13 protein-coding genes and 2 pseudogenes are annotated in these 24,543 nt (G+C 58.8%); 3 read left to right on the top strand and 12 right to left on the bottom strand.

Annotated features, from left to right (window positions below; translation table 11 throughout):
* Nucleotides 1-28 precede the first annotated feature (28 nt).
* Both BLU54_RS11895 and BLU54_RS24215 read left to right on the top strand, forming a co-directional pair.
* Nucleotides 29-1,170: pseudogene (locus BLU54_RS11895) on the top strand (IS3 family transposase).
* Nucleotides 1,171-1,313: 143 nt separating this feature from the next.
* Nucleotides 1,314-1,439 (top strand): annotated as a pseudogene (locus BLU54_RS24215) (conjugal transfer nickase/helicase domain-containing protein); the annotation flags it as partial.
* 20 nt (nt 1,440-1,459) lie between these two features.
* Here BLU54_RS24215 and brxL read toward each other — a convergent pair.
* The 10 genes from brxL to BLU54_RS11840 all read right to left on the bottom strand — a co-directional run bounded on the left by brxL (nt 1,460) and on the right by BLU54_RS11840 (nt 20,934).
* Nucleotides 1,460-3,562 (bottom strand): BREX system Lon protease-like protein BrxL, encoded by a 2,103-nt coding sequence (gene brxL, locus BLU54_RS11890; RefSeq protein ID WP_091908370.1) that lies wholly within the window; start codon nt 3,560-3,562, stop codon nt 1,460-1,462.
* A 4-nt stretch (nt 3,563-3,566) separates the two neighbouring features.
* Entirely contained in the window at nt 3,567-6,092 is a 2,526-nt protein-coding gene (locus BLU54_RS11885; RefSeq protein ID WP_091908368.1) for a PglZ domain-containing protein, read from the bottom strand.
* Nucleotides 6,089-7,897: a DUF262 domain-containing protein gene (locus tag BLU54_RS11880; RefSeq protein WP_091908366.1), complete on the bottom strand. Its 1,809-nt coding sequence runs from the start codon at nt 7,895-7,897 to the stop codon at nt 6,089-6,091. Before BLU54_RS11880 ends, BLU54_RS11885 begins: the two co-directional genes overlap by 4 nt.
* The gene (pglX, locus tag BLU54_RS23270; RefSeq protein ID WP_139169661.1) at nt 7,894-11,706 is read right to left on the bottom strand and encodes a BREX-1 system adenine-specific DNA-methyltransferase PglX; all 3,813 of its coding nucleotides are present in this window, start codon (nt 11,704-11,706) and stop codon (nt 7,894-7,896) included. Before pglX ends, BLU54_RS11880 begins: the two co-directional genes overlap by 4 nt.
* Nucleotides 11,707-11,716: 10 nt before the next feature.
* Complete coding sequence (locus tag BLU54_RS11865) at nt 11,717-14,437, bottom strand: ATP-binding domain-containing protein (protein WP_091908364.1); 2,721 nt, start codon at nt 14,435-14,437, stop codon at nt 11,717-11,719.
* Nucleotides 14,438-14,439: 2 nt separating this feature from the next.
* Nucleotides 14,440-18,081 carry a BREX system P-loop protein BrxC gene (brxC, locus tag BLU54_RS11860; protein ID WP_091908362.1) on the bottom strand — a complete coding sequence of 1,214 codons (3,642 nt, stop codon included), beginning with the start codon at nt 18,079-18,081 and terminating at the stop codon, nt 14,440-14,442.
* A gap of 28 nt (nt 18,082-18,109) precedes the next feature.
* Nucleotides 18,110-18,685, bottom strand: a complete 576-nt coding sequence (locus BLU54_RS11855) for a BREX protein BrxB domain-containing protein (protein ID WP_091908360.1) — start codon at nt 18,683-18,685, stop codon at nt 18,110-18,112.
* The gene (locus tag BLU54_RS11850; protein ID WP_091908358.1) at nt 18,666-19,454 is read right to left on the bottom strand and encodes a BrxA family protein; all 789 of its coding nucleotides are present in this window, start codon (nt 19,452-19,454) and stop codon (nt 18,666-18,668) included. Before BLU54_RS11850 ends, BLU54_RS11855 begins: the two co-directional genes overlap by 20 nt.
* A gap of 2 nt (nt 19,455-19,456) precedes the next feature.
* Complete coding sequence (locus BLU54_RS11845; protein WP_211435342.1) at nt 19,457-19,957, bottom strand: BrxE family protein; 501 nt, start codon at nt 19,955-19,957, stop codon at nt 19,457-19,459.
* Nucleotides 19,958-20,019: 62 nt separating this feature from the next.
* Nucleotides 20,020-20,934, bottom strand: coding sequence for a WYL domain-containing protein (locus tag BLU54_RS11840; RefSeq protein ID WP_091908356.1), 915 nt, complete (start codon nt 20,932-20,934; stop codon nt 20,020-20,022).
* 236 nt (nt 20,935-21,170) lie between these two features.
* Here BLU54_RS11840 and BLU54_RS11835 point away from each other — a divergent pair, with 236 nt between their 5' ends.
* Nucleotides 21,171-22,235, top strand: a complete 1,065-nt coding sequence (locus tag BLU54_RS11835; protein ID WP_456236525.1) for a LysR family transcriptional regulator — start codon at nt 21,171-21,173, stop codon at nt 22,233-22,235.
* 668 nt (nt 22,236-22,903) lie between these two features.
* Here the strand turns inward: BLU54_RS11835 and BLU54_RS11830 are convergent.
* Complete coding sequence (locus tag BLU54_RS11830; protein WP_091908354.1) at nt 22,904-23,122, bottom strand: hypothetical protein; 219 nt, start codon at nt 23,120-23,122, stop codon at nt 22,904-22,906.
* Nucleotides 23,119-24,534: a YeiH family protein gene (locus BLU54_RS11825; RefSeq protein WP_091908352.1), complete on the bottom strand. Its 1,416-nt coding sequence runs from the start codon at nt 24,532-24,534 to the stop codon at nt 23,119-23,121. Before BLU54_RS11825 ends, BLU54_RS11830 begins: the two co-directional genes overlap by 4 nt.
* Between the last annotated feature and the right edge of the window lie 9 nt (nt 24,535-24,543).

Here is a 24,543-nt window from a genome sequence, read left to right as displayed (position 1 = left end):
TGACTGGTCCGAACCGGGAAGAGATGCCATGAAGACGAGCAAGTTGACAGAGGCGCAAATCGCGTTTGCGCTGAAGCAGGCAGAGCTGGGCACGAAGGTGGATGAGGTGTGTCGCAAGCTGGGTATCAGCGAGGCGACGTTTTATAACTGGAAGAAGAAGTACGGCGGTCTCGGGCCGTCCGAGTTGCGCCGGCTGCGGCAGTTGGAGGAAGAGAACACCAAGCTCAAACGCTTGGTGGCCGACCTGAGCCTGGACAAGACGATGTTGCAGGACGTCCTAGCAAAAAAGCTCTGAAGCCTTCGCGCAAGCGGCTGCTTATCGACGAGTTGCGAGACCGATATGGCGCGAGTTTGACGAAGGCTTGCGCACTGCTTCGGATGTCAGGCTCACTGTACCGCTACAAGTCTGTGGCGCGTGACTCGTCGGCACTGTTGCTGCGGATAAAGGACATTGCAAAGACCCGGGTGCATTACGGATATCGACGGGTGCATGTTCTTTTACGGCGCGGAGGCTGGCCGGACAATCACAAGCGGGTATGTCGACTGTATCAGGAAGAAGGCTTGTCGCTTAGGCTCAAACGGCCAAAGCGCAACAAGTCGGCACAGCTACGCCAACCTAAGCATCTGGTCACGGCGATGAATCAGATATGAAGCATGGACTTCGTTGCCGATGCGTTGTTCGATGGACGCAAGCTTCGAGCATTGACCGTCGTCGATAACTTCACGCGTGAAAGCTTGGCTATCGATGTCGGTCACAGCTTGAAAGGGGACGACGTTGTTCGCGTACTGAACGACATCGTTGCATGGCGTGGCTTGCCGTGCACTATCAAAATGGACAACGGTAGCGAGCTTATTTCGAAGGTGATGGACAAATGGGCTTACGAGAATAACGTCGAACTCGACTTCAGCCGACCAGGCAAGCCGACCGATAACGCCAAGTGCGAAAGCTTCAATGGCCGGCTTCGGCAGGAGTGTTTAAACGCACATTGGTTTTTGTCGCTGGACGACGCGAAGAGCAAGATCGAAGCGTGGCGAAGGGTTTATAATGAGTGCCGTCCCCACTCTGCATTGCAGTGGGCGACACCTGCCGAATTCGCCCGCCAGGCGCGGGAAACGGCGTTGTCAGAAGTAACTGCGAAGCCGGTTTTCTCTACTTCTGAGCGGGACTAATTCCGGGGTACGGTCACTGTATCCGCCTCCCGCAAAATCCGCACAATCTGCTCGTCGCCATATCGGCTCTTCTTCATGACGCTCCCACCCTCGATGCGCCATTATCCCAGATCAATTTGGCCTTACATTACCGGGACAGGTCAACAGGGCCTCGAAAGTCACGGCGGCTGCATGGCTATCTGCTGAACCAGCCACAGCTGATCTTTGATGAGACACCGCCAAACAATCCCTATTTGACAGCGATGAACCGCACGCCTACAGATACTTGATGGGAAAGCCCGGATCGGTTCTAGCCTCTGAAAATATCCACCTTTGTCTCTAGGCACTTGCGCAGGCTCAGATCATTTGCGCCAACCTCGAACCAGCCCGCTGGCTTCTGATAGAAGTCGAGGCCACGCCCAATTTTGATCACCCATCCGTTATCCAGGCGGATTTCGCGGTCGTGAATGTTCGGATTGAGCTTTACCTCTAGTTCTACATCCAACTCCAGCAGGCTCTGCTTCAACTCATCGAGCTTTTCGGCAATGTCGGCTAGTTGGGTTCGGTCGTCATAACCCGTGATCAGGTCGATTTTCTTCACCGTTCCAGCCTTCAGCACCGTCTCGCAGAAGCGCACGAAATTCTGAATCTGGTGTTGCAGGCGAATGTACGGATCTTCGATCACGACGGACTTCGCGCCTTGCAGATAAGGGCCTAAGATCGACTCATAGCTGTGTCCAGTATCGCCATAGAGAATGGTGAAGTGCTGTTCCTTGAGTTCGACCGATGATGCTCCCCCCGCCATCAAAACCACAGCCGGGGCCGCCGATACCGGCGTCGCCACCGTTGGGGGCTCCTGCGCAGCAGAGGCCATTTCTACGACGGGGCGCACTTCGGCTGCCTCGGCAGGCCGCTCATTCACCGGATTCAAACGACGGCGCGCAGGCTCTTGCGTTGCCGGTGCATCCTTCGACTCTGGGCAGAACACCACCACCTCATCACCACCGGCCTTGAAGTAGGACAGGTTGATCCGGGCGAACTCATCATCCGGCTTGCGCTTGTTCATCTGCTCCTTGACGCGGCGGCGGCATTCCGTCGCATAGGCCACGTATTCCTCGAACTCCTCGTCCGTTGGCGGCCCGTTCGGATGCAGCACCTTCAAGAATGCGCAGACGGTTTTCTTGATGCCTTTCTCGTCGCGCCCTTCAATTGATTTCCCGAGTCGAATGCGCTTGCTCACTTCCTCATACCGATTCGTGTGCTTGAACTGGTAATGGAAAGCTTCGGCCAAGTAATCGGTGATAAATCCGTAGTTGCTGGTCAGGAACTCGCTGCTGTTCTTGGGCATCTCCCAACCTGGGATGTACGCGGCGAATCGGTCCATCACTGCCAAGTCAAGCTCTGGCGGCAAGGGCTGAAACAGGTCGTGCTCGTTCGAATTGACCACCTGCTGCACCGACACATCGATGTTGCCGACAAAGCTCAAGCTGGCATCCGCGATGACTTCGGCTCCGCGCGAGAAGCGTCCATTGGCCATGAAGTCCTTCATGATCTGGATGGTGTCCGGGTCTCGCACCTTGATCCCGCCAACTTCGTCGAACGCAACAGTGTCCCAAAAGCCAACCAGTCCCACCTTGCGACGTGCGTTGTTGTAGAACAGTGTGGCTTTGGTGGCCTGGCCACCCGAGATCAAGGTGGCGTAAGGCGAAAACTCGCTGAAGAAGTAGGACTTGCCCGTGCCGCGTGGCCCCAATTCGATGTAGTTGTAGTTGGGCTCCACCAAAGCGGCCAACCTGGCGATGAAGTGCATCTGCACGCGCTTCGAGAGCTTGCTTGGCTCCAAGCCTACTGAGCGCAATACCGCAGCGATCCACTCATCACGCGTGAAGGCTGATCGGCCTTCTGCGTAGCGTTCGAAATCGAATCGCGTCAGTTGGATCGGTCGCAAGTCCTCAATAGAAAACGCATAATCGTCTTCATCAATGTCGTTGTGCGCCAGGGTGACCTCGGCCCAAATGCCACCTTCCAGCAGACGATCGTTATCCCGATAGAACTTCTCGGCAATGGCGATGCGTTGCGAGTTGAAGTTCTCCAGCGATGCCCAGTGGCGCTTTTCCTTTTCGACATAGCGAACATGCACTTTGTCGATGAAGCGGTGCTTGCCTTTTGTGGCCACCTTGGACTGCGCGGCATTGGCCTCATCTGGCCGCACATAGTTCTCCTGCAGCGACGAGAGCACTGCTTCCATGCCGGCGTCCATCTCAGCCTGGTCATTGCTGGCGCAGTACTTGGCAAGCAGGAACTCCAGGACGAACGTCGGGACGTTGGTGCCTTTCTTGATCCGGTGCAGCAAGTCCTTGCGCAGTACCTTGCCATCGAAAGTGGCGTTCAGTTTTTGGTCGAGTTCGTCCATGGGCTTACTCCGTATAGTCCGTTTCAAGCGCCAGATTGCTGTAGGCCGCCAAAGTCGTCGGGTTCAACGCCACAACTTTGAACTTGCCCCTGAAATCCTCATCCATTCGCAATGCAATCTGTTTGCGCTGGTTCGGCATCAGGGTCACCGTTCTCGTCGCAGGGTTCACATCACCACCGGGGCGCGGCTCTCCCACGACATTACCCTTGCTGTCCTGGGACTCAAGCAAGATTTCCACGCTCATGTCCTGCGTGAACATGTCATCGGATATCAAGGCCACTTCAATCACGGGCAGCAGGGTGGTGATGCGCTTGGCGCCGTTCTTGTAGCTCAGCTCCACCAGCACCTTGCGTGGTTCCGCATTGGCACCCTGGTCAAGACGAGCAACCAGAACGGGAACGACCGCCTCCGCCAAAGACGCACCACCATGAAAATAAAAATGGCCAGCGCGGTACGGAGCCATGCTGCGTGGCAACGCTACCTGGGTGAAATCGCCGCGAATACCAACCTTGTCTGCGCTGACGACCAGGCTGTGGCTGTCCGCCGTGCCGTTGCCCAGCATCATGCGGTCATGGGCATTCAGCCATTTCCCCTGCGGTTTCACGCACACATCGCCAGCCTCTGCCTGCGCGTTCAGGAAGAAACCGTGATCGGTCACGATGACCGCCTCTTTAAAGCCCATGCCACGCAGCTTGTGCAGTGCCACGCGGATCAGCTTGAGCGTGCCGGGGATCAGCCCCAAGGTTGTCTCGGGATTGTTTTCGAGTTGACTGTCTATTTCCGTAGAGCGCAGCACCAGCAGATCGACGGTCTCGGCGATCTTCGGTTTGCCACGCACAAAGTCGCCCAGCGGCATTTCCTCGAAGCGATCACCATACCGCTTGGCCAGTACACCCATGCGCTGCGCCACGCTTCCCACAGGTTCACCGTCTAACTTGGGCACCAGCGAATCGTTCTCCAGCGCCAGGGCCAGCCCGGTGCGGGCATTGGGCAACAGGCTGGCCATGCCGACCAAGGTGATGGAGGGCAACTGCGCATACGCCACCTGTAACTCAACAGGGCCATCCTCGGTCAGCAGCTTTTCAAGCGCCACGCCCAATTCGTAGCGCAAGGCATCTACCATCAAATACGCCACCTTGCGGCCACGCTCCTTGAGGCGATCAGCCACAAGGCGATCGAAAACATCGGCGTTGGCCAGTCGACCAGCAGGCGGCCAGCCTGCCGTCTCGATGTGCTTGACGAAGAGGCCTTGCACCTTTTCCGCCAGGCGGCGATAGCGCGCACGTGCCTGGTTGATGACCTCGTGCATCAGCCCATGCTGATCGAGAAAATCGCCCGCGGCCTGCTCAAACTCACGCTGCAGACGATCTGCCTCGCGCAAACTGTTCAGATAGAAGTCGATCAACTCCGCCTGCGATCGCGCATGACCAGGCAACTGGCGTTCGAAGTCGTCGCAGGCTTCCACCAAGCTCAGGCCCGAGCGCACCAGTTCCCACTGTGCCTGGCTTTCTCCTTTACCCAGCCAGACAGAGCCCTTGTGCCTGGCCAGCACTCGGCGCGTGGCATCCGTGTCGTCCGTGACGATGCCCTTGATGGCGGCGCGCAGGAACGTCCGCTCCTCAAAGGGAAAGGTATCCCGCTCGCCCAGGTCTTCCAGAGAGCCGCACAGCTCAACGAGATTGAGTTCCTTCTCTATGGTCTCTGCCCGGTCGATGTAGGCCGCACGTGCTTTGGGGTCATTGCGCAATTGATCGCACACCCCTTCGACGATAGGCCTGGCCTCCGGCGGCGCGTGCGGCACGCCATTCAGGGCATCGGGCAAGGCCAGGGGTAAATCAAAGACGAACTCACTGAAGAGCACATAGCGCCACAACTCGTCCGCCAGGGCGGGCCAGGTCTTGCCGCGCGTCTTCACGCTCAGTCCCAGGGTCGCTCGCAGGAAGTCGCGTGCCTCCTGTACCCAACCTTCCTGGACCTTCAATGCGTCGATCTGCTTGGCGCTGGGCACCAGAAGTGCGGCCAAAATCTCGCGGCCCGATTCCACCTGCAATGTGACTCGCAACTGGGGCCAGCTTACGCCGCCGCCAATCGCGTCGATGACAGCAAAAGTCGGCCCGGAGGGCGACGTGGCAAACACCTGGCGGATCTCAGTCGCGTGGTCCGGCCTCGCACGTAAGCACAAGCTCAGGTAATCGTCACCATCATCTTGCGGGAACACCGCACCGCATTCTGCATACAGGGCAAATGGATCTGCTTGCTTCTGTTCGTCGGTTTCCGGGCGCTTGGCAGGCACATAGATCAGCACAGCCCCCAGCGGCGCCTTGGGCTGGCCCACATCGCGCAGTGCCAACAAAGCAGCTTCGCGGCTTTCGATGCTGCTCTCGGATGCATCCACCACCCGCACCTTGTCAGCCGCCAGATCTAAACACTGCTCACGGTAGCGCTTGTCGGCGTCATACACCACCAAGGCGCCAGCTTGCATCAGACGTGGCCGCAGTACGCCTTCTCGGATAAATTCTGCAATCGTCATTTGTCCTCCCGCAGGCTCAGGATGGACATCACATCCTTGAGCATCTTGTCTGTTCGCGCCGTAATGGCGACCTCGTTCCACTCATCTCGGCTGGCCAATTCGGCATTCAGATACAAGCCGTTGCGGTAACCGATGAAGTCGCCCTGGTCGTTCTTGCGATCTCGCTTTTTCAAGAATTCCATCGTGCCGAGCTTGGAGTTGTAGCCACTCAGTGTCAGATTGCCGAGCTGGTGAGCACAGCGCTCGCGAATGGCAGCCGCAGTGTCTTTCTGCTCCCCTTCGAGCATCGTCACCCAGCCCGGCCCTAAGTTTTCGGTCTTCGGCAGGATGTGTTCGACGGTAAAGATGGGGCGATCATTGGCGTCATGCGCCCACAGGTCGCGTTTGTTTTCTCGGGTTTGGTGTGTCTCTTCCAGCTTGCATAGCATGAACCGCGTGGCCTCGTAGTTCTCAAGGTACACATCGCCCTTAAGGCGCGACTCACAAACCTCCTGCGCGGCTGCCCGTGCCAGCAGCCAATCAGTGGTCTGCTGAACGAAGCCGTCCAGCGTCGTGATCTCGCCACTGCGAATCTGCGTCAACAAGTAGCCGACCAGTTCCATGAACATCGGGTCTAGTTCGCGGGTGGGCGGCATATCGGTGAGGTTGCGCCAAAAGAACCACTTGGTGAGCAAAGTGGCCAGGCGGCTCACTGCATCACCCTCGGTCCATTTCTGACTCTGCGCCACCTGGCTGGCCCACAGCAAGAATGCGTAAGCCGGCGCAGCTCCCAGGCGCTGAAGGTCTTGCAAGGCCGCTGCGGCAGCGTCGCCCCATTTCGCGCGTGCAACGATGGGATTGAGCAGCGCCGAGTAGGTTGTGCCCTTGGCCTGAAGTGCGCCGAACAGCCACACCGGACGCTTGCGCAGCAGGGTGTCGTAGATGGTGATCAGGTTCGATCGTGTGGCGCGGGTGCAGCCTTTGACCTCGACCCGCTTGAGGTACTTGAACATGTTGTACAGCTGGCGCAGGAAGCGCTCCTGCACTGCCGGGTCGGGCAACAGGTCAATCAGGTCTTTCCATTCGTCAAACGCCCGGTCGATGCCGTAGTCCGGGCGCTTGTCCAACTCGGCTAACAGGTTGTTCTTGATGATGTCGATGGCCGAGAGCGGGATGCCTCGGTTATTGATCGACTCGAACAACATGAAGGCATCGGAATGGCTGCGCACCTCGATCTTGACCAGCATGGCCGCTTTAAGCTTTTCCAGCAGGGCCAATACGCTGTCCTGGCTCAGCCCTTCAAGTCGCTCGCAGAAGTAACGGTAGGCGCGTGCAATGCGGCGGTTGCCGAAATTGCTCAAGCCCTTCGGCGCTTTCACCTGCTTGGGGAACAAATCACTCAGCACCTTCTGGAAATCGGTCTTGTTCTGCGCCTGCTCGCTAGGCTCCAGACGCCACTGGCCAGAGGCGCGGACAAAGATGCGGCTCTCCAGGTTGTCCAGCTCTACCAGCAGACGGCGATCCGGATTCGGAATGGCATTCAGCTTGTCGTAGAACGCACAGAACAACAGGCTGATGGTGGTGAACCGTTGCTGGCCGTCGATCAGCTCCAGTCGGCCACCGGCCATGCCATCTTGCTGAGTGTTCACGCAGATGATGGAGCCCAGAAAGTGCCCACTGGGCGACTCCTCCAGGTCATTGAACAGCGCGTCCCAGTTCTTGCCGCCCCACACATACTCGCGCTGGTACTTGGGAATGAAGAACGATGTTGTTCCATCGGGACTGAAATAGAAGCTGACCGGCAGCGCTTTGACGTCCTGGATCATTCATCGCCTCCGGTCTTCTTTCTGCCGCGCGTCTTCTTCGGCGCTGCTTCGGGCTCGATGTACAAATCTTCCAGGCCGTGCGCTATGGCGAGTGACTTGTCGGTTTTGCACTTCTCGCGCACGCGCTCGGGCCAGTAGTTCATGGCCAGGTGCGCCCAGTCGTAGTCGCCTTTTTCCAGCTTGGCCCAGGTGTCTTTGAGCACCTTCTGCCAAGGTTTGTGGCGGAACAACGGCCACAGCGGCGCGGCGCTGATCTGCACACCGTCGTCGTGATTGGGCTTGTAGGTGGGCGCGAGCTTGAGCAGGGTGTCACGCAGTTCGATCAGCTCTAGCTCGAAGGCTTGCAGTGTTTCGAACTGCTTTTCGTCGTCTCGTGTCCTGGCCGAACCCTTGTTGCGCAGCGCCGTGACATCGTCGCCGACTTGCTTGAGCTTGGGCTCGACGAAGTCGTTGATAGCGGTATAGAGCGTCTGGCTGCTGAGACTGGGGTAATACACCCATACCGTGTAGCTCCCCGATGAAGTAGACAATGGCCAATACAAAGGAGCGTTTCTGCGGTTTGATGTGTATCTTTTGAGATGGTCCGCAAAAAATCCGGTTGGCTTCTCGATATAAGTCTCCAGGTCCTTTATGGAAAGAGCGGTGCAAATCTTGCTTTCGACTTCATCGGCCTTGCTTCCAAATATTTCGACCAATGCCCCCCGAACTCTGGATGCAAAATTCGAAAGCTGACCGCTTTCGTGATCAATCATTCCAAAGTTTCTTTGAGATACCTCGTGCTTGCCAGCTGAACCTTTGGCAACAGCGGATGATGATTGGGCAGATAAAACCATCGCGCCAGGTGGTGTTGACGGGGTCGGCTCGAACAGCCTAGATGGCTCAATTGAGCACCCAATTCTCGCTGCGGTCGGGTTCCAGCGATAGAAGGTTACACCGACAAGGTAGCTAAATATGCGCGAGGCATTCTCTCCGAGTGAGATCAATGGGCTCCAATTTTCGGCATCGACCGGTGGCAAATCGTCAGCTGAAACTCCGATTCTTTGAGCGATAAGAGCAGAGGCGTTCTTTGCTGCGCTTGTGACTTGCTGGAAAACCCCTTCGGAAAATCCCTGAGATTCGATGTTTGAATCGTCGAAGTATGGCCGAATGAAAAGAGGATTGGTTTCGTCGGTCGATTCCCATTCTCTTATCGCGTAGACCGCGCTGGCGGCGATCTTTTCCAGTTGGTCGGCAATAGGAGCCAAGTCATCCCAAGCAATGGGTAGATCCTTTAGTGCAATTGTCTCAGTTCTACGATGACGTCCATGCGCCTCGAAAAGAGCGAGGGCTGGACTACTATTGAGCAATGCCAAGAGCGGTAGATTCATTGCTAAGAGTTCGGGAAGTACAAAGACCGAACTTCCGGAAAATATTTCTCCGGCAGGTGCTACGCGAACTCCAAATCCCAACGTTCCAACGCGGGGATATCCCAATCCAGCGCGGAACCAAAGCTCTGAACTCTGCATGACCTGTGCGTCAGAACCGTGCTTGCTGGCCCCCCATGCTCGTACAGCGGCGCCGTCATTTTCCCAGTAGATTCGAAGTCTGCTTGCAGCGAAAAAAGGCTGGAAATCGCCTCCAGATCGGTATGGCTTCCATTTGTCCATGCTCCCAGCAGGAACTTCGTACCAAAGCCTAAGAAAGCGGAAATCATCGAAGGTCGTGTTCCCTTTGGCGATCCGCGCTACATTCTCCAAACGACCGGTCCGCTTCCACAGAGCAAGTAGGTTTTTTGGTACGTGGTGGCAGTAAGGGGCTTCTGCCACCCTTATGAAGTCTTCAGCCCGATGCTTGATCCATGATGCTCCAGGGTCTCGCATTAGCTCCGCTCTATGCTCGCGGGGGTGCTTTAGTAGATCTAACGACCAAAGCTCATCGTCGTTTCTATTTTTTGATGCTGTCCATATTGACGCTTCGACAGCCGCATCATCCATTACGCCATTCCCAACCTCGACGAGAAGTCGAGGAGAACCAAGATCGATCAGGTTCTGTCTAAGATCTCTTAGCTGACGACTGTACTGCCACATACTTGGCGTAATAGCCCCAAGCATTCCGTTCGAATTGAGCAGTTGAAGAGCTCGTTCGATGAAGGCCGCATAAATATCCTTCCAGGTATCTGGGTATGCACTTGTTAAGTGCGATTTCGTTGCAGCTGCTGGCAATCCAAACGGCGGATTCATCACCACCACATCGAACACTTCACGGCATAGATCGATGAGGCGGAGTCCTTGCAAGGCATCCTGTGCAAAAAGCCGCCCCTGATAGGTCGATTTGGCTGCCTGAGCGAATTCGGTGAGCGCCTCACGCAGCCGTGCTTCTGCCTGCTGCCAGTTCTCTAACTCCTGTTGGGCAAACAGGCCGGTGCCCTTGCCCACATAAACCTGGCGAATCAAGTTCGGTAGCTCGCGCTCGACCTGGAGCAGAACACCCAGCTCCGGCAGCCCCTTGAGCATTTGCAGGGTCTTCTCGAACAGCTCGGCATCTTTGCTGTCGAGGTTGGCCGCAAACTGCTGGCGCAGTTCACGCTCTGCTGGCGGCGCAATAGCTGCGACCACATGACCCCGTCCGATCAAGGGACGGTCTTTGGCCTTCACTCCCGCGTCGTGCCAAGCGCGCTGCGCCCGCAGCCACAGCGCCAGCGAGGCAATCTGCGCAGCGCGCGGATCGATGTCCACGCCATAAATGTTGTGTTCGATGATCAGGCGCGGTACGTCGCGCAGAAATGCTGCCTCGTCCTCGTAGGTCTGGCTCAGCGGTTTGAGCGCAGCATCGGGCTGCGTGGGGACATCCAATGAACCGGGGCCGTGATGATGCTCCCAGGCCCATGCCTCACGATAAATCTCGACGAACAGATCGAAGGCATACAGACCAAAGTGCATGGAGCCGCAGGCCGGGTCCAGCAGCTTCAGTGTGCGCGGGTCACGCAGTTTTGTGGCGGCCTGGGGCTGCTCATCAGGTTTCACCAGAAGGTATTGGCAGCGCTCGCGCAGGTCCGTTCCCCCGCCTGTGGCGTTGAACCACAGGCGCCCCAGCGTGTTGTCCACCAGAAACTCGACCACGTAGCGCGGCGTGAAGAACTGGTTACGCACCGCCAATTCGCGACTGTTGCGCGGCGCCTGACTGGCATCGCGCATGGCCTTGCGCTCTTCCTTGGAGTTGAAGTACTGGTAGATCCAGCCGATGGTTTCATCCTCGCTCCACAGCGGGGCGATTTCGGCATCGTTGATCAGGTTAAGCACTTGCAGCAGCGCCGCCTCACGCGGGAACAGGCGGCCCTGCGGCGAGTAGCGCTCGAACAGGCCGGGCAGGTCTTGGGCGAGCTCATCGAACACGCTGAACAGATACACGCGGTAGGCATCGCCGGTTTCGCCCAGGCCGGTGCCGGCCAGGCGCGCATAGAGCTGAAAGCCCTTGGCCTGGAAACCATTGCCGACTGATTCGACTAGCAGGCCGCGTGCTTCGGCCATGCGCAACGCCGCCAGACGGTTGAGCACCGTGAAGGCCTGCTCGCGCACGATGCGATCCAGACCCTGGGTGGCATTCATGTCGCCGCTGGCGGTGTAGTGCGCCAGGGTATCTCGCAGGATACGCGCGGTTTCGCGCTGGGCGTCGTTGATGTGGCGCAGGCTGGCCAGGTCAGCCACGGTGCCCGCGTTCGGGTCCATGCCGTAATCGTTTTGGAGCTGGCGGGTGAATTCCTCTTCCAGCACGCGGCGCGCATCATTGACGAAGCGCTGAAGGCGGTTTCTTGTTGTTTGGTCGAAGGCCATCGATCGATTCCTATTGTTCTGTGCCTGCTTGCTGTGAAGCGGGCGCTTGCCAATCCTGGCCAAAGTGAGCGCGCAGGCTCTCGATGGCGGGCGGCAAAGCGCCCTCACAGGTCACGCCTAGGTAAGTGGCCGCCCGTGTGGTGCCCACGTACAGATATTTGTCGAACAGTGCCGGGTGCTTTGCTGCGAGCTGGTCAATGCCAACGAAGAACACCGCTTCGAACTCCAGCCCCTTGATGTGCTGGATGTCGAACACGCGCACGTTGCTTTCCTGGCCCACCGCCTGACCCTCGCGGCAGGCAATGACCTGGTTGTTGTCTTCGGACAGGGCTTCGTTCAGCGCCTCAGCCACTGGTGCCACGTCGTCCTCGGCATTCACAAAGATCGCGGTGGACGGCAGCTGGCCGACGAAACGCTCGATCTCTCGGATGCGATCTGCCAGCCAACTGACAACGATTGCTGTGTCCGTTGCGTGCTCCAGGAGCGCGGGCGCGACGCCGCCACTGTCCACATGTGCAGGCAAGCTGACGTTCTGCTCGCTGCCGCCGACGGCACGGATCATGGCGCGAGCGAGATCGTTTAGTTGCTTGCTTTGCCGGTAGGAGACGGTGATCTCCTTGATGTCGAAGTCGGCAAAGACCCACTTCATTTCGTCGGCGGAGCGCGCACCCCAGGTGGTCAGACGTTGATTGAAGTCGCCGCAGGCAAAGAACGAGCGCAGCCGTGGATGCGCCAGGGCAGCCATGCAGGCAAGCTGGATAGGTGAAAAGTCGGTCGCCTCATCCACCAAGACCTGGTTGCGGTAGTGTCCCAGGAAGGGCTGGAGTGCCGACCAAGCGGAGCTGTCGATATCGCGCTGAATATTGGGCCGGCTGATCAGGTCGCCTGCGGCGCGCAGGATGGAGAGCAGCACAATGTCCAGTTCGAGCGGATGGATATCGCGGGCTTCGAAGCCTTCGTTGTGATACCAGTTCTCGGCCTGCTGGCGTTCGCGTCGGAACGCTCGGTAGCGCTTCGGAATGCCGTCGAGATAGCGCTTGACCGGGTTCACGAAGCGGCGCGCGTTGGTCTGCACAAGCAGACTCGCACCCACTTCGACGCGGTCGGTCTCCGTCAGGCCGCGCTCTGCCAGCCACTCGATGATCTTGCCGTTGCGAGACGACTTGCTGACCGCGCGCTTTGATGCTGCAGATCGTGCTTGGGCTCGCACCGCTTGCATGTAGGCGTTGAGAGCGGCGGCACGACCGGTGCGCGGTGCTGTGGTGTCCTCTTCCTCATCGGCATCAAGCTCGTCTTGTTCGTCGGCGTCGGTGGTCTGGGCTTGCTGCAGGCCGTCGATGAAGCGCGCCAACTCATCCAGGAACGCCCGATTGCGATTCAGCTGGAGGTTGAGCGCTGCCTTGATCTTGCCATCAGAGGCTTCCTTCAGGCCGGCGACGAGCGCCTGGACCTTGGGGAGCTCGGCTGCCAGCGATCCGAAGGTGGACGCCAACGCGCCATCGCCCGCTTGCGTAAGGATGTTGTGCAGCCGCTCGCCCAAGCTCTGGACTTCTGGCACCTTGGCTTCGCGGAGCATGTTGGCCGCTTCATGCAGCTCTTGCACGTAGGCGTTGCGCTGCCATGTGTTGAAATCATCGAACCACTGAATCGGGCGATCCAGCGCCCCTGCGCTCAGGCTTGGCAGGCTGTCTTTCAGGACAAAAGTGCCACCACCCGATGCGGTTCTGAGAACGCCGAAAGCGTTTCTGGCAAGTTCGCGCCGATAGTCCTGCCAGGTTTTGATGCGCTGATCGGACGCTGGAACGTCTTCACGAGCGAAAGCCTCCTTGAGGTACTGCTTAAGCAACTCGGTGGGCGTGAACATCAGCCAACTGTTGGCGTGGACGGTGCCCTGAGCGGTAGCCACCATCTCGACCAAGCGCTGTTCACCTTCTTCCAGAAAGGCGGTATCGAGCTTCTGGCCCAGGCGACGGATCAGGGTCGTCGTTTTACCTGTGCCAGGTGGGCCAAGAATCAGCAGGCGCTTGTCGAGTGGAAGGCGGAAAATCTCATCCTGGTATTGATCCAGAACGGGCTGGTCGCGAAGCCCCATCTTGGTGATGACACTGCGACGCACGCCGTCAATGATGTTGGCCTTGACGGTTTCTTCCGCCAGCAGTTGGCCCAAAAGGTCTTCAGTGACCTCTTCTCCAACAACTTCAGTCAACAGCGCCCGCAGCGACTCGATGGTGAGTGGGCCAAAGTGTTTGGCTTCCACTACGGTGTTGCGCGAATCCCAGCCGTTAGCCAGTGCGGAGGGTCGGAGTTGGGCGCGCTCTAGAACTTCGACGATATCGCCATTCGGCAGGGTGAACTCGGCCCCCACTGACAGCGAAGCCAGACGACCGACTGGCGCGCGATAGCTGGCCAGGTTGGAAAAGCCTGTTATCGGCGTAGTGCGGCAGATGTAGTACGTGCGCTCTTCACCTTCCTCGTCCGCGACGACAACACGAGCAATCGCTGGCTCCCTTTCCAGCACGGCATAACTGTCTCGATTGGCCTGGTTGATTTGGTCAAGGCGCTGCACGGTCGCGCCGGACGTCATGGTGTTGATGCTCGCCATGACATCGGAGCCGAGGGCTCGCCCATCGTGCAGCTTGCTTTTTGCAGCAGCAGCGATGCTGCCAAGCTGGGTCAGTGCTTCCTCTGCAAGCTGTTCGATGTGTTGCCTGGACTCTTTGGACACTTCCATCGCTAGCTCCCGCCCGTTCCTGGTTGATCACTGAGCACCAAAGACACCTCGATCTCGGAGTAGAGGCCAAGCTGTACCTTGATTTCAGTGAGCTGTTGGATCAATGCGTCGATGTCTGCGGCAGAGGTCATCTTCACGGGCACAGCGATCGACTTGCTGAGTTTGGCCGGACCTTTCTCGCCAGTTTTGGCCCTCTCTTCCTCCATGCGCTGGCGCAGGCGTTCCTGGCCTTGACGCTGGATCGACCGTTTCAGATCGTCGAGAGTGCTGTTGATGTCGTAGTCGCGCGCCAGCAATTTTTTGAGTCCAGCCAGATCCTGCGGCGCTGCGAGCGTGAGCCCGTCCAGACGATTCACGGCATTGCCACGCTCCTCCTGGGTGAGTTCTTCCCACTCGGGGATACGTTGCAGGTCTTCAACGCCTTCCTTTAAACGCAGCTTTTGCTGGTCTGAGAGCGTGATGACCGCATCGCGCACGCGGCCCTTCAAATGAGTGAGCTGTGAGTTGAAGTCTGCGGTGTGTTTGTAGAAATCTTCTTTGCCCAGGCGCTCCGACAGGGTTCCCAGGTCTTCGGCAAGTTCGCGGCGCAGCTCGCCTGGCACGCCGGTGTCCGGCAAGGTTTCAATGTCGCGGCGATGGGCTTGCAAGTCGCGCAGGGTGACGTCAAGGCCGTTGTCCAGCACCCGTTTCACTTCCAGCGACCACTTGAGGTTGTCGTAAATGGCGGAGGTTTCGGCGCCCAGGCGCTGCGGAGCATCAGAGGCATCGGTGAACAGGACGTCGGCAATGTCCTGGTTCAAGGTGCGAATACGGTCACTGCCTGCCAACCCAAGGCCAACAAGCTTCTCGGCCAAGGAGCCGTAGTCGTGCTGAAAGCGTGGGAAGTGCTTCGTCGCCGCCTTGCTGATCTCTTGTTCCAGCGGGATCACCATGTCACCGATCAGTTCAGAGAGGCGCTCAGCCGCCCGGCCGAGGGTTTCGATGGATGGACGCTCGTCGCGAAGTGAAACACCGATTTGCTTGAACGAGTTGTTGGTTTTCAGGGCGTCGATCGCCTGCTGCCCAGCCGCCGTGACTTCACGCCCAGAGACTTTGAGCTTGATTTCACCGGCCATGAGCATGGCGGCCACGATGTAGCGCGTTGTATCGGGCGACCAACCAAACGGGTCGTTGCCGAAGTCGTCAAGCAGACGCTTTCCATCGACCGTACCGCGCTTGTCGATGTAGTCGCGGATGCTGATCATCGCCTTGTGATCGGTCTTGAACGAGGCGCCCCCCGCTACGGTTTGCACCAGTCCGAGCGGGTCCAGCGTGCTGCTGATGGCTGCGGGGTTGGCAACCTTCAGGAATTTCTCGGCGGTGTCTGTCCCGGCACGCACCGGCGCTTCGACATAACGGTCGAAGACTTGGTCTGCGACGTCTGCAAGCAGCTTCTTGGCTGCTTCCAGCAGGTCGGCGTTCAACGCCGATACGGCAGTGGCTTGGCCTCGAAATACGAACGAGCCAGCCTGCAGGGTTTGTTTGATCTTGCTCTGTAGTTGAGTCGCAAGCTTGGCGGCGCGATCAAGCTGGCCTGAGCAGTAGTCCTTGACCTCTTGGTCGGGCTCGTTGCGATGCAGCTCGGCGATGCGCTGGCAGCGGTAGATTTCATTGGCCAGGTCGTCGAGGTCGGCATTGGAGCGGGCCAGCAGACCAATGACATTGCGACCGGCGCGACTACGGGAGTCGTCCAGCATCCGATGCTTGGATGCCTCGTAATCACTGGCAGGCACCAGTTCTACAACAGTCTGGATGGCATTGTTGTCACCAGCTAGGCTGGTGGTGGCGCTGCCAGCCTGGACTTTCAGGCCCGTTGCGACGGCCATAGTCCCGTGAAGGCTGACTCGGGGAAGCGGGTCGAAGGACTCGCGCAGCGCATCGTTGAAAATACGCTTCACATCGACGGTACGCAGCGCAATGGCACCGCGCTCTTGTTCGATGTCACGCAACTTTTCACTGAGAAAGACCAGGCTGCCGTCTTTCTCGCCCAGCGGCACATGCACGTCGCCCAGCATTTCCTCGACGGCCTTTTTGACCGTGTCGAGTTGCGAAGGCGCGGTAACAGATGGGTGCATCAAGCTGGCGACGTTCTGCACCGACACAGGCAGATTGCCCAGGATCTGCAGCACAGCGACGGACTTGGCGATGTCTTGATGGAGTTGCGAATCCGGGAAGCGAATCTGTACTTTGCCGACCGCCTGGTGGATGGACGTGAAGGCACGGCGGATATCCTTTTCCAATTCGTCGTACAGGGTGACAGTGGTCGCCAGCCAGCCCACGGGCTGATCGGCCATTGCCTTGGAGCCACCTTCGCCCTTCAAAACGTCCTGGATCACCTTGATCGCCGAGCGCAGACCGATGCCACCGGTGGATTTGGCCAGCGCACCCAGCAGGTGCAGCAAGATGTCAAAGTGCGCCGGCAAGAATGGGTACAGATTGGTGAAGCTTTCTTTGCTGAAGTCTGCGTCGTAATACTTGGCGTCTTGCAGTTTGGTGTTGTGTCGCAGCGCTTGGCCGTGGGCATCGAACAGCTTGCCCAGTTCAGTCTCCCCCGTTGGCGATTTACCGAGCAGGCGGCGGTAGCAGATCTCCTTGATGTCACTCGATTCAAGGTCAATCTGGATCGGGAAACGATCCTTGAGTTTGTAGAGCTTGTCGGAGTTCAATGCGGCGCGCGGATCATCCTCCGTCAGCGTCTGCTGCGCGGTAGAGATGATCCATGCCTTTCCGTCGCCCAGGCGCTTGAGATTCTTCGCCAGGCCATCGAGGTTGAGAATCAGGTTGTCGCGTGAGGCGACGTACTGTCCGACTTCGTCGACGATGAAGATGATGTTCTGCTTGCCGCTCTTTTCGCGAACGATGTCGATCATCTCCTGCACGCGCTGGTCTTCGAACTGGAAGAATCCCTCGGTGCTGGACGAGAAGGACTTAGCTTCCGGGAAGAGTGCGGGATACATCTCGTGGGCAATTTTTGGGATCAGGCCGTCGATAGCCAATGGGTTGTTCTGCACGCGCGTCCAGGTTGCGCCTGGCAGCGCTTGGGCGATGCGATCGTGCAACTCGGGCGTTCGACCATCTTTCTCGACCATCCGCTCGAATGCGGCGACCTTGAGGTTGCGCGAGTAGCCAGCCCACTGCAGTACCTTGAAATAAAGAACGGTGGAGACATCCTCCATCGTGGCGCCGGCGAGCATTTCGCTGGCAAGGTCAAGCATGACCACCGCGGCCGGGAAGCGCTTCGCGACAGTGGTGAGGAGCGCTCTTGTCTGCGGCTTGTGAAGACGGTCTTGCAAATAGTTGATGAACGGCGTGCCGTCGATGGTGCGCTGATCATCGAACGCCAGGCCGAGGTACTTGGTGAACGAACTCTTGCCCGAACCATAGAAGCCCGAGACCCAAACACCCACTTCGTTTTCGCCACCGGATTCCATCGCGAGTTGCATGCGATCGAGGAGCTTGCGGAACTGCTCCTCGATGCTTTCGGTAACCACGTACTCGGAGATCTCGGCCTTGAGGCGACCTTCTTGCGAGGCACCATAGGTGATGACCTTCTCGATGGTCCGGTAAATGTCCTTGCTTGGATCGAAGAGTGAGCGAATCGTCATAGATTTGTCCCAGGATTCTTTTGTCTGTTCAGCCGCCAACGTGTACGGAGCGGTAATTTCCATCTTCCGGGTAGAAGCCGAGAAACTTCAGGCGCGTTTTGCCGGTTCGCACGCCGGGGTAAAGAAAAATCGTCGGTACGTGAAACTTGCCTTGAAGCTGGCTTTCGATAGCACCAATCCGCATGAATGGATGCAGTGCTTCCAGGTCAGTGACCAGCAAGAGAGCGTTCTGCTGTCCCTCCAGAGGCTGCAAGGCAGCCTCAAGCCGATTGAGCAAGCCGTTCTCTGTTGTCAGGATGTCTGCCAGTGCTTTGTTGGTACGCGGCCAGTCCAGTGGTGCGGACTTGTCTTCCATCACGCAAAGTGTCCAGAATGGATCTTCTTTGAGCAAAGCCCACATTTGCTCGACGATGGAGAAGGTTTGCACATCCCAGCCTTCCTGGTGAAGCTTGGCCACCCAGGCAGGCGTTTGTCGTTTCACTTCGAGAATTTGCTCTGGCGGGAAGACCAGGTAGTAGATCGGCTCGAAGCTCGCATGGCCGAGTTCCCGCCCATGCCGAATGCGCTCGCGCAATTCGTCAAAATCAGCTTTGATTGAGAACATCGCAGAGCGCCTCCATATCCGTTTTTTTCCAGCTGATGCGGATCACATCGCCAGCAGCCTGGACGATGAGCAACCCTTTCAGCGAGAGTCGTTTGATTTCCTCCAGCACGTCTTCGCGCGCCAGACCAAATAGTTTCCAGTCGTCGTGGATCAGCAGCGCGTTGTCGCTGATGCCTGAAAAATGCAGTTCGTAAGCCAAGAAGGCGGCCACAGCTGGAGAAATACGAAACGGCAGGATGCGACGGCTCGAACGCAGCCCGCGCTCAAGCATTCCGTAGTCGGCACAGCAACCCGTTAGATAGCCAGAGACCCGTCGCATGGTAGTTTCCGACCAGCGCTTGATGGTCTTTCCGTCATCGATGCCGCGCTCGACAAAAGTCCGTGCATCGTCGTTGGTGATCTCGGTGAATGCACCGGCATATCGAGCCCAGTAGACGTGGCGCACGAAGTCGCCAAGGATCGGGTTCGCCCGACTCGTAAATACGAGCATGAGTTGCGTCAGATCAGCCGTGGACAAGGTTGCAGATAGACTTTTTAAATGAGCTGCCGGTGCGCCATTTGCTACGAGATAGCGTGGCGCGAAACATTCGACGACGATGTTGCGGAGTCGGCGTGCGGTGACGGTGGGGAACCGACCTGAATCCAACGCGACCAGATGCAACTGATTGGCCGACATGCCTGGCGACCACAGGTCGAGCAACGTCTTGGTTTCGTTGACGAGACCAAGACCTGCTTGCAACTGAGTCGTGTAGGGGGTGTTGTCGGCCACGATTACCCCACCAAATACGGATAGGTTTTGGCGTTTTGGGTGAAAGCCGACAAATAGGCGGCAGCGATGGCCTTCAGCGTGTCGGTGGAATCGAGATCCTTGATGTTCCCGACCACCGTTGGACCGACGCTGGACGTGCGGCCCGTTGCCGCCAATTGCTTCAACGCATCCAGCGCCGCCTCTTTGCTCTGTAGCGCCTGGTTGGCAAGTTTTTCTCCTACGCTGCTTTGCACGGTCGCGTGTAGGTCTTGCTCGACCTCTTCGGGCAACCGGAACAGGTGGTAGCTGCCCACGCTCAAACGATCGTCGTGCAATAGTCGGGCTGCTTCCAGCACGCCGTGATACTGAGCGAGACGACTCGTCTTGGAAAAAACAGGCTCAAGGAAAAGCTTGCTTGATGCCTCATAGAATGCCGTCGGCCACCAGGTACACTGAGCACGCTCGCCAAGGAAGCCGACAAGCATCCTCATCTCTAGCAATGTCGTTAGGTAGGGTTCTTTCATCTCATTTCTCATCATTCGTTTGCTCTGCTGAGGCTGCGCCATAGAGGCAGAGTGTTTCTTGATCAGTCAAAAGCGACTCCCGCTTCAGCACCTTCCGCGGATGCATACCCCGGCGCAAGCACTGCGTTGCGCACGCCATAAATGGCGAGATGGTCTTTCAACCAGAGCCGATACTCAGGGCCGCGCAGGCTGTGGTCAGGGGAGCAGTCCACACTCCACTTGCGCAGGACGTAGCCGGCCGTGGCGGCTCGCAGCTTCATGTGCAGCACGCCGTCCTGCATGCCGTAGTCCATTTCAGTGATCTCGGGCCAAGGCTGGTCTGGATGGGGCACTAGTTCCAGCTCGACGATCCGAGTCCACTGAATGTCTTGATCGCTCATCTCATGGAGGGCCACTGACTGGTCCTTGAGGATGACGGGACCTTTGATCCGGGTGATGACGAAGTCCCGGAAATCGTGGGACTTGCGATCGAAGGCGCGAACGTGCCAGCGCAGACCGTTGTCGATCAACGCAAACGGGACGATCTCCCGCTCTGTACGACCACTTGAGATGGAGTGGTATTCGATGCTCAGCGGGCCTTCCTGGTGGATTGCCCGGGTCACATGCGCCAGGATGTCCAAGTCAGGATGAGTGAGCCGGGACGGGCTTTCGCTGGCGACCCATGCCTTGAGCCGCATTGGCTCGCCATCACCGAAGCCCTGAGTCAGCCATGAGAGCACCCGCTCTGGCGGGAAGTCGAAGACGGGCTGAAAGCTAGGCCCCAGCACGTAGGACTTGCCTTTGGCGTCGTAGTCGATGTTGCCGGGAGCCAGCTCTTTGTACAGAGCCAAGTCCCTGGATGCCGCCGCGGACTGAATGCCAAACCGCGTGACCAAGTCCTGGCGACGCATCTCCCCAATAAAACGCACGCGCAGCTCCACGAACGCGAGCCGGTCGCGCTGTGGCTGGGTGAGATCTGCAAGCTTTTCGTGGGACATCCTGGTTGGCTCGTTCGGGTTAGCGAATGCTTGTATAGATTTTTGAAGAAAGTATATGGTCTGCGTTGAAAGTCGTCTATCAATCGATTTTGTTTTGTTGATATGCTGCATTATGATGACCATTTTGATGTGAAATGAATGACCCGGCCTGGCTGAAGTCGCCGAGGGGCCCGATCAAGCATGCTCGTGGGGGGCTTGTCTCTTTGTGCTGCACTGCCTTGACGTGAGCTGCCGGTATGCCTGCCATCGAAGCGAAGCGTGCATCGCTCGGCATTTTTGAGCGGCAACCGAGACGACCAATGGCTGTTGGGGGCTCTGATGAAGGTGACCAAGCAGGATGGCGAGATGGTCATTTCATTTTCAGGACTTCGCCACACGATCCGGGAGGCATGCCCTGCATGGAGTTGCGACACCTTCGTTGCTTTACGGCACTGGCCGAAGAGCTGCATTTCACCCGAGCCGCCGAGCGGCTGCATATTGAGCAGCGCCCTCTGTCCCGAGCCATCAAGGAGCTGGAAGACGAACTGGGGGTCAGTCTTTTCGACAGGGATCGACGCGGAATTCGGCTGACTCCGGCAGGCGCTGCCTTTTTGCTGGATATCCGCAGACTCTTCACTGTTGTGGACCAGGCCAGAGAAAACGTCAGGGCCATCGCGGCCGGTCAAAAAGGCAGCCTACGCGTCGCCATATCCGATGGCGCAGCCGATCAGCGGCTGTCTGCGTTCCTCGCACATTGCCGTGAGGACGAGCCCGAGATTGAGGTGCGGCTGTCCGAAGTCCCGCTGGCTGAGCAGTTGCGTGGGCTGCGGTCTGGCGATTTCACGATAGGGTTCGCTCACACGGCCGAGGTTGGCGATGGCATATGGGCCCAACCAATCTGGCAAGACCCATTGGTGATCGCCATGCCGATCCGCCACGAGTTGCTTGCCCATAAAGAGATACCGCTTCACAAGCTCGGGGAGCACCCGTTGATACTGTGTGACCCGCAGGTGTACGAGGGCTACTGCCGCGAGCTGACACGTCCTCGGCGACCCTTGGAGCGGGAGCCAAACATTGGCGAACACGCGTCGTCTTTGGACATAATGCCTACGCTGGTAGGAGCAGGCTACGGCATTGTCTTCACGACGGCGGTGAGGATGGCAACCAGTCAGCGCACTGATGTGGTTGCCCGGCCCTTGGCGGTGGATTCGGCTGTGATCAATACCTACCTGCCGCGCGCGAGCAATGACGCCTTGTCGCCGTCCTTGGAGCGGTTCATCGCTCGCCTGCGTTCGCAAGGCGGCAGCGCAGCAGATAAGTGAGGCCAACGTTCCCGATGGGCCAGCCATGGCTTCCAGTGGCTGTAGGTAGACTGCTGTGGACACACGTCTGTTGCCAGATGGCTGGAACTGGTACAGTCACTGGCCGGTTACAGTGCACGGAACCGGAAAATCCATTTTAGTCAATGGGTTGGATGCACGGGTTTGTTCCCATCGCCGGCTTCGCTGGTGCATCCACACTTGCGTAGCGCTCCGCGGGCCACGCGCCGTGCAGCAGTGCGCGTGCGTCAGTCCCCGTGGCTCGCCAACCGGCGACCGCTGCGTCGGCATCCGTGCGCGCAACGCTGAGAAAGATCCTCTGCGTCCGGCGACGCATTCCGTCGCCGGACGCCACGGAACGCATGAGACTGCCGCCGTCGCAGCGCGTGGCGGCGCTTCCGGATGTCTTTCGAGGCACGAAGGACACCCTCCAGACCCAGCCCGGCCGGGCTGAACCGTGTCGAAGCGGAGTTGCAGGTGCGGCGTTGCAGGTGCGACTTATATGCTCGCGCACCGGGACCCTCGGCTTGCGACGGGCGTGGCGGGAGCCTGAGCGCTGCTTGCGGCAGGCATATGACGAACGCCACGCTGGATCGCACACGCGTCGTGACGCGGCTAGGGCCGGGTTCAATAAAGCACCCATGCACCGACCGGGCTCGCTGTCCCACACGCTACGACGCAGACTCCGCCGCCGCCGCGCGCGAGGTGAAGTCTCTGCAGTGATCCCGCGGCATGACCAGTTGGTCGTGCAACAGGCACAGCCGGCTCTCCCCGACCGTCGCGCCATACGCCGAGCCGAACGATGCCAGTCCCGGGATCCGGGCTTCCAACATCGCGCGGTCATCGGCCCAGCGCGCGCAATGCCGACACGCCGTGGCAGGATCGCTCATTGTCCGAGTCCTGCCCAGTACGGTGCGAAAACGTGTGCTGACAAGACATAACCGATTACCACGTTCACCGCGACGCCGGCCGTGAAAGCAACGAGCGGTTTGACGCCGGTCCCGGTCAACGTGGCAAGACGTGTGGTCAGGCCGATGCTGAGGAAGCAGAACGTGAACGCCCAGGTGCGCAGCGCGACGATCGGCGCAACGAACGCGGGCGTGACCACGCTGCGATAGTCGGCCAGCGAGTAGTGGGACGCGATCCAGGTGACGATGGCAGACGCGATGACGAAACCAATCACGAACTTGGGAAAGCGGGTCCAGATCTCGCTGGCCTGCGCCCGACCGTGGACCCGGTCGGCCGGATCGCGCTCCCAGCGGGTGGTCGCGAAAATCGCCAGTACGAACGCCCAGATGCCGATCCAGATATCGCGTCCGACCACTTTCATCAGCACGAAGGCTTGCAGCGACGCTTCCGGCGCGCCGGCGACCGCGCCGGAAGCGTGCCGCGCATAGTCGCCATAAGCCTGCGCCGCGGCAATGCCGGCGGCGTCCGCGAATTCGGACGTACCGATCCAGGCCCCGGCGATGCCGGTCGGCAGTCCCAGCAAGCGTGAAATGCCCGGCAGGACGAACACCATGACGATTGCCCAGACCACGACCAGGGTGATCGCAACCGACGCTTGTTCACGCCGCGCGCGCACCGCGCCCGCGATTGCGATGGCGGCCGACACGCCGCAGACTGCGCCGCCGACGCCGAGCACCGCCGCGAAACGCTTGTCGATGGCAAGCGCGCGTGCCACGCCGAAGATCACGAAGAAGGTCACGAGCGAGACGATCGTGGCCTGGCCGATCGCTACCGGTCCAGCCCAGAAGATCAGCGTCAGCGGCAGCGTCGCGCCGAGCAGGACGATGCCTATCTTGATATAGAACTCGACGCGCAGCGCAGGCGCGAGCCAGGCCGGCAACGTGAACAAATTCGATACGATCAGGCCGAGCGCCAGCGCGATCAGCGGCGGCTCGAGGTTATAGGTGCTGGCCTGCGTCCACGCGCCCGCGGCGAAGATCAACGCCGACACGATGAACAGAACGAGGAAGCCCGGGATGAACTGTCTGACCGGCAGGCGCAATGCCGCGATGGCGACCGAGAACACCGCGGCGAATACCACGAACAAGGCGACGTAGCTGCCGGCGTGCGCCCCGAAGTCGGCGGCGAGCTGACCGACTGAGGCCCACTTGGCGGGTGCCACCGCGAGCCATTTGATGCTGCCGCCCGACGCAAACAAGATGTAGGCGACAACGATGGCGAACAAACCGATGGCTACCGCCCACCAGTCCTCCGTGCCGATCGGCCGGCGTCCGCCGGCGGACGCCGCGATGGGTTCGGCGGGCGCGCCGCCGACGATCGAACTGTCACTCATGGGTGCCGC

Origin of the sequence: Chitinasiproducens palmae (assembly GCF_900095735.1) — a bacterium.
Taxonomy (GTDB): Bacteria; Pseudomonadota; Gammaproteobacteria; order Burkholderiales; family Burkholderiaceae; genus Chitinasiproducens; species Chitinasiproducens palmae.
Note: the sequence above shows the minus strand (reverse complement) of the source record. Positions and strands in the feature narration are given on the sequence as shown.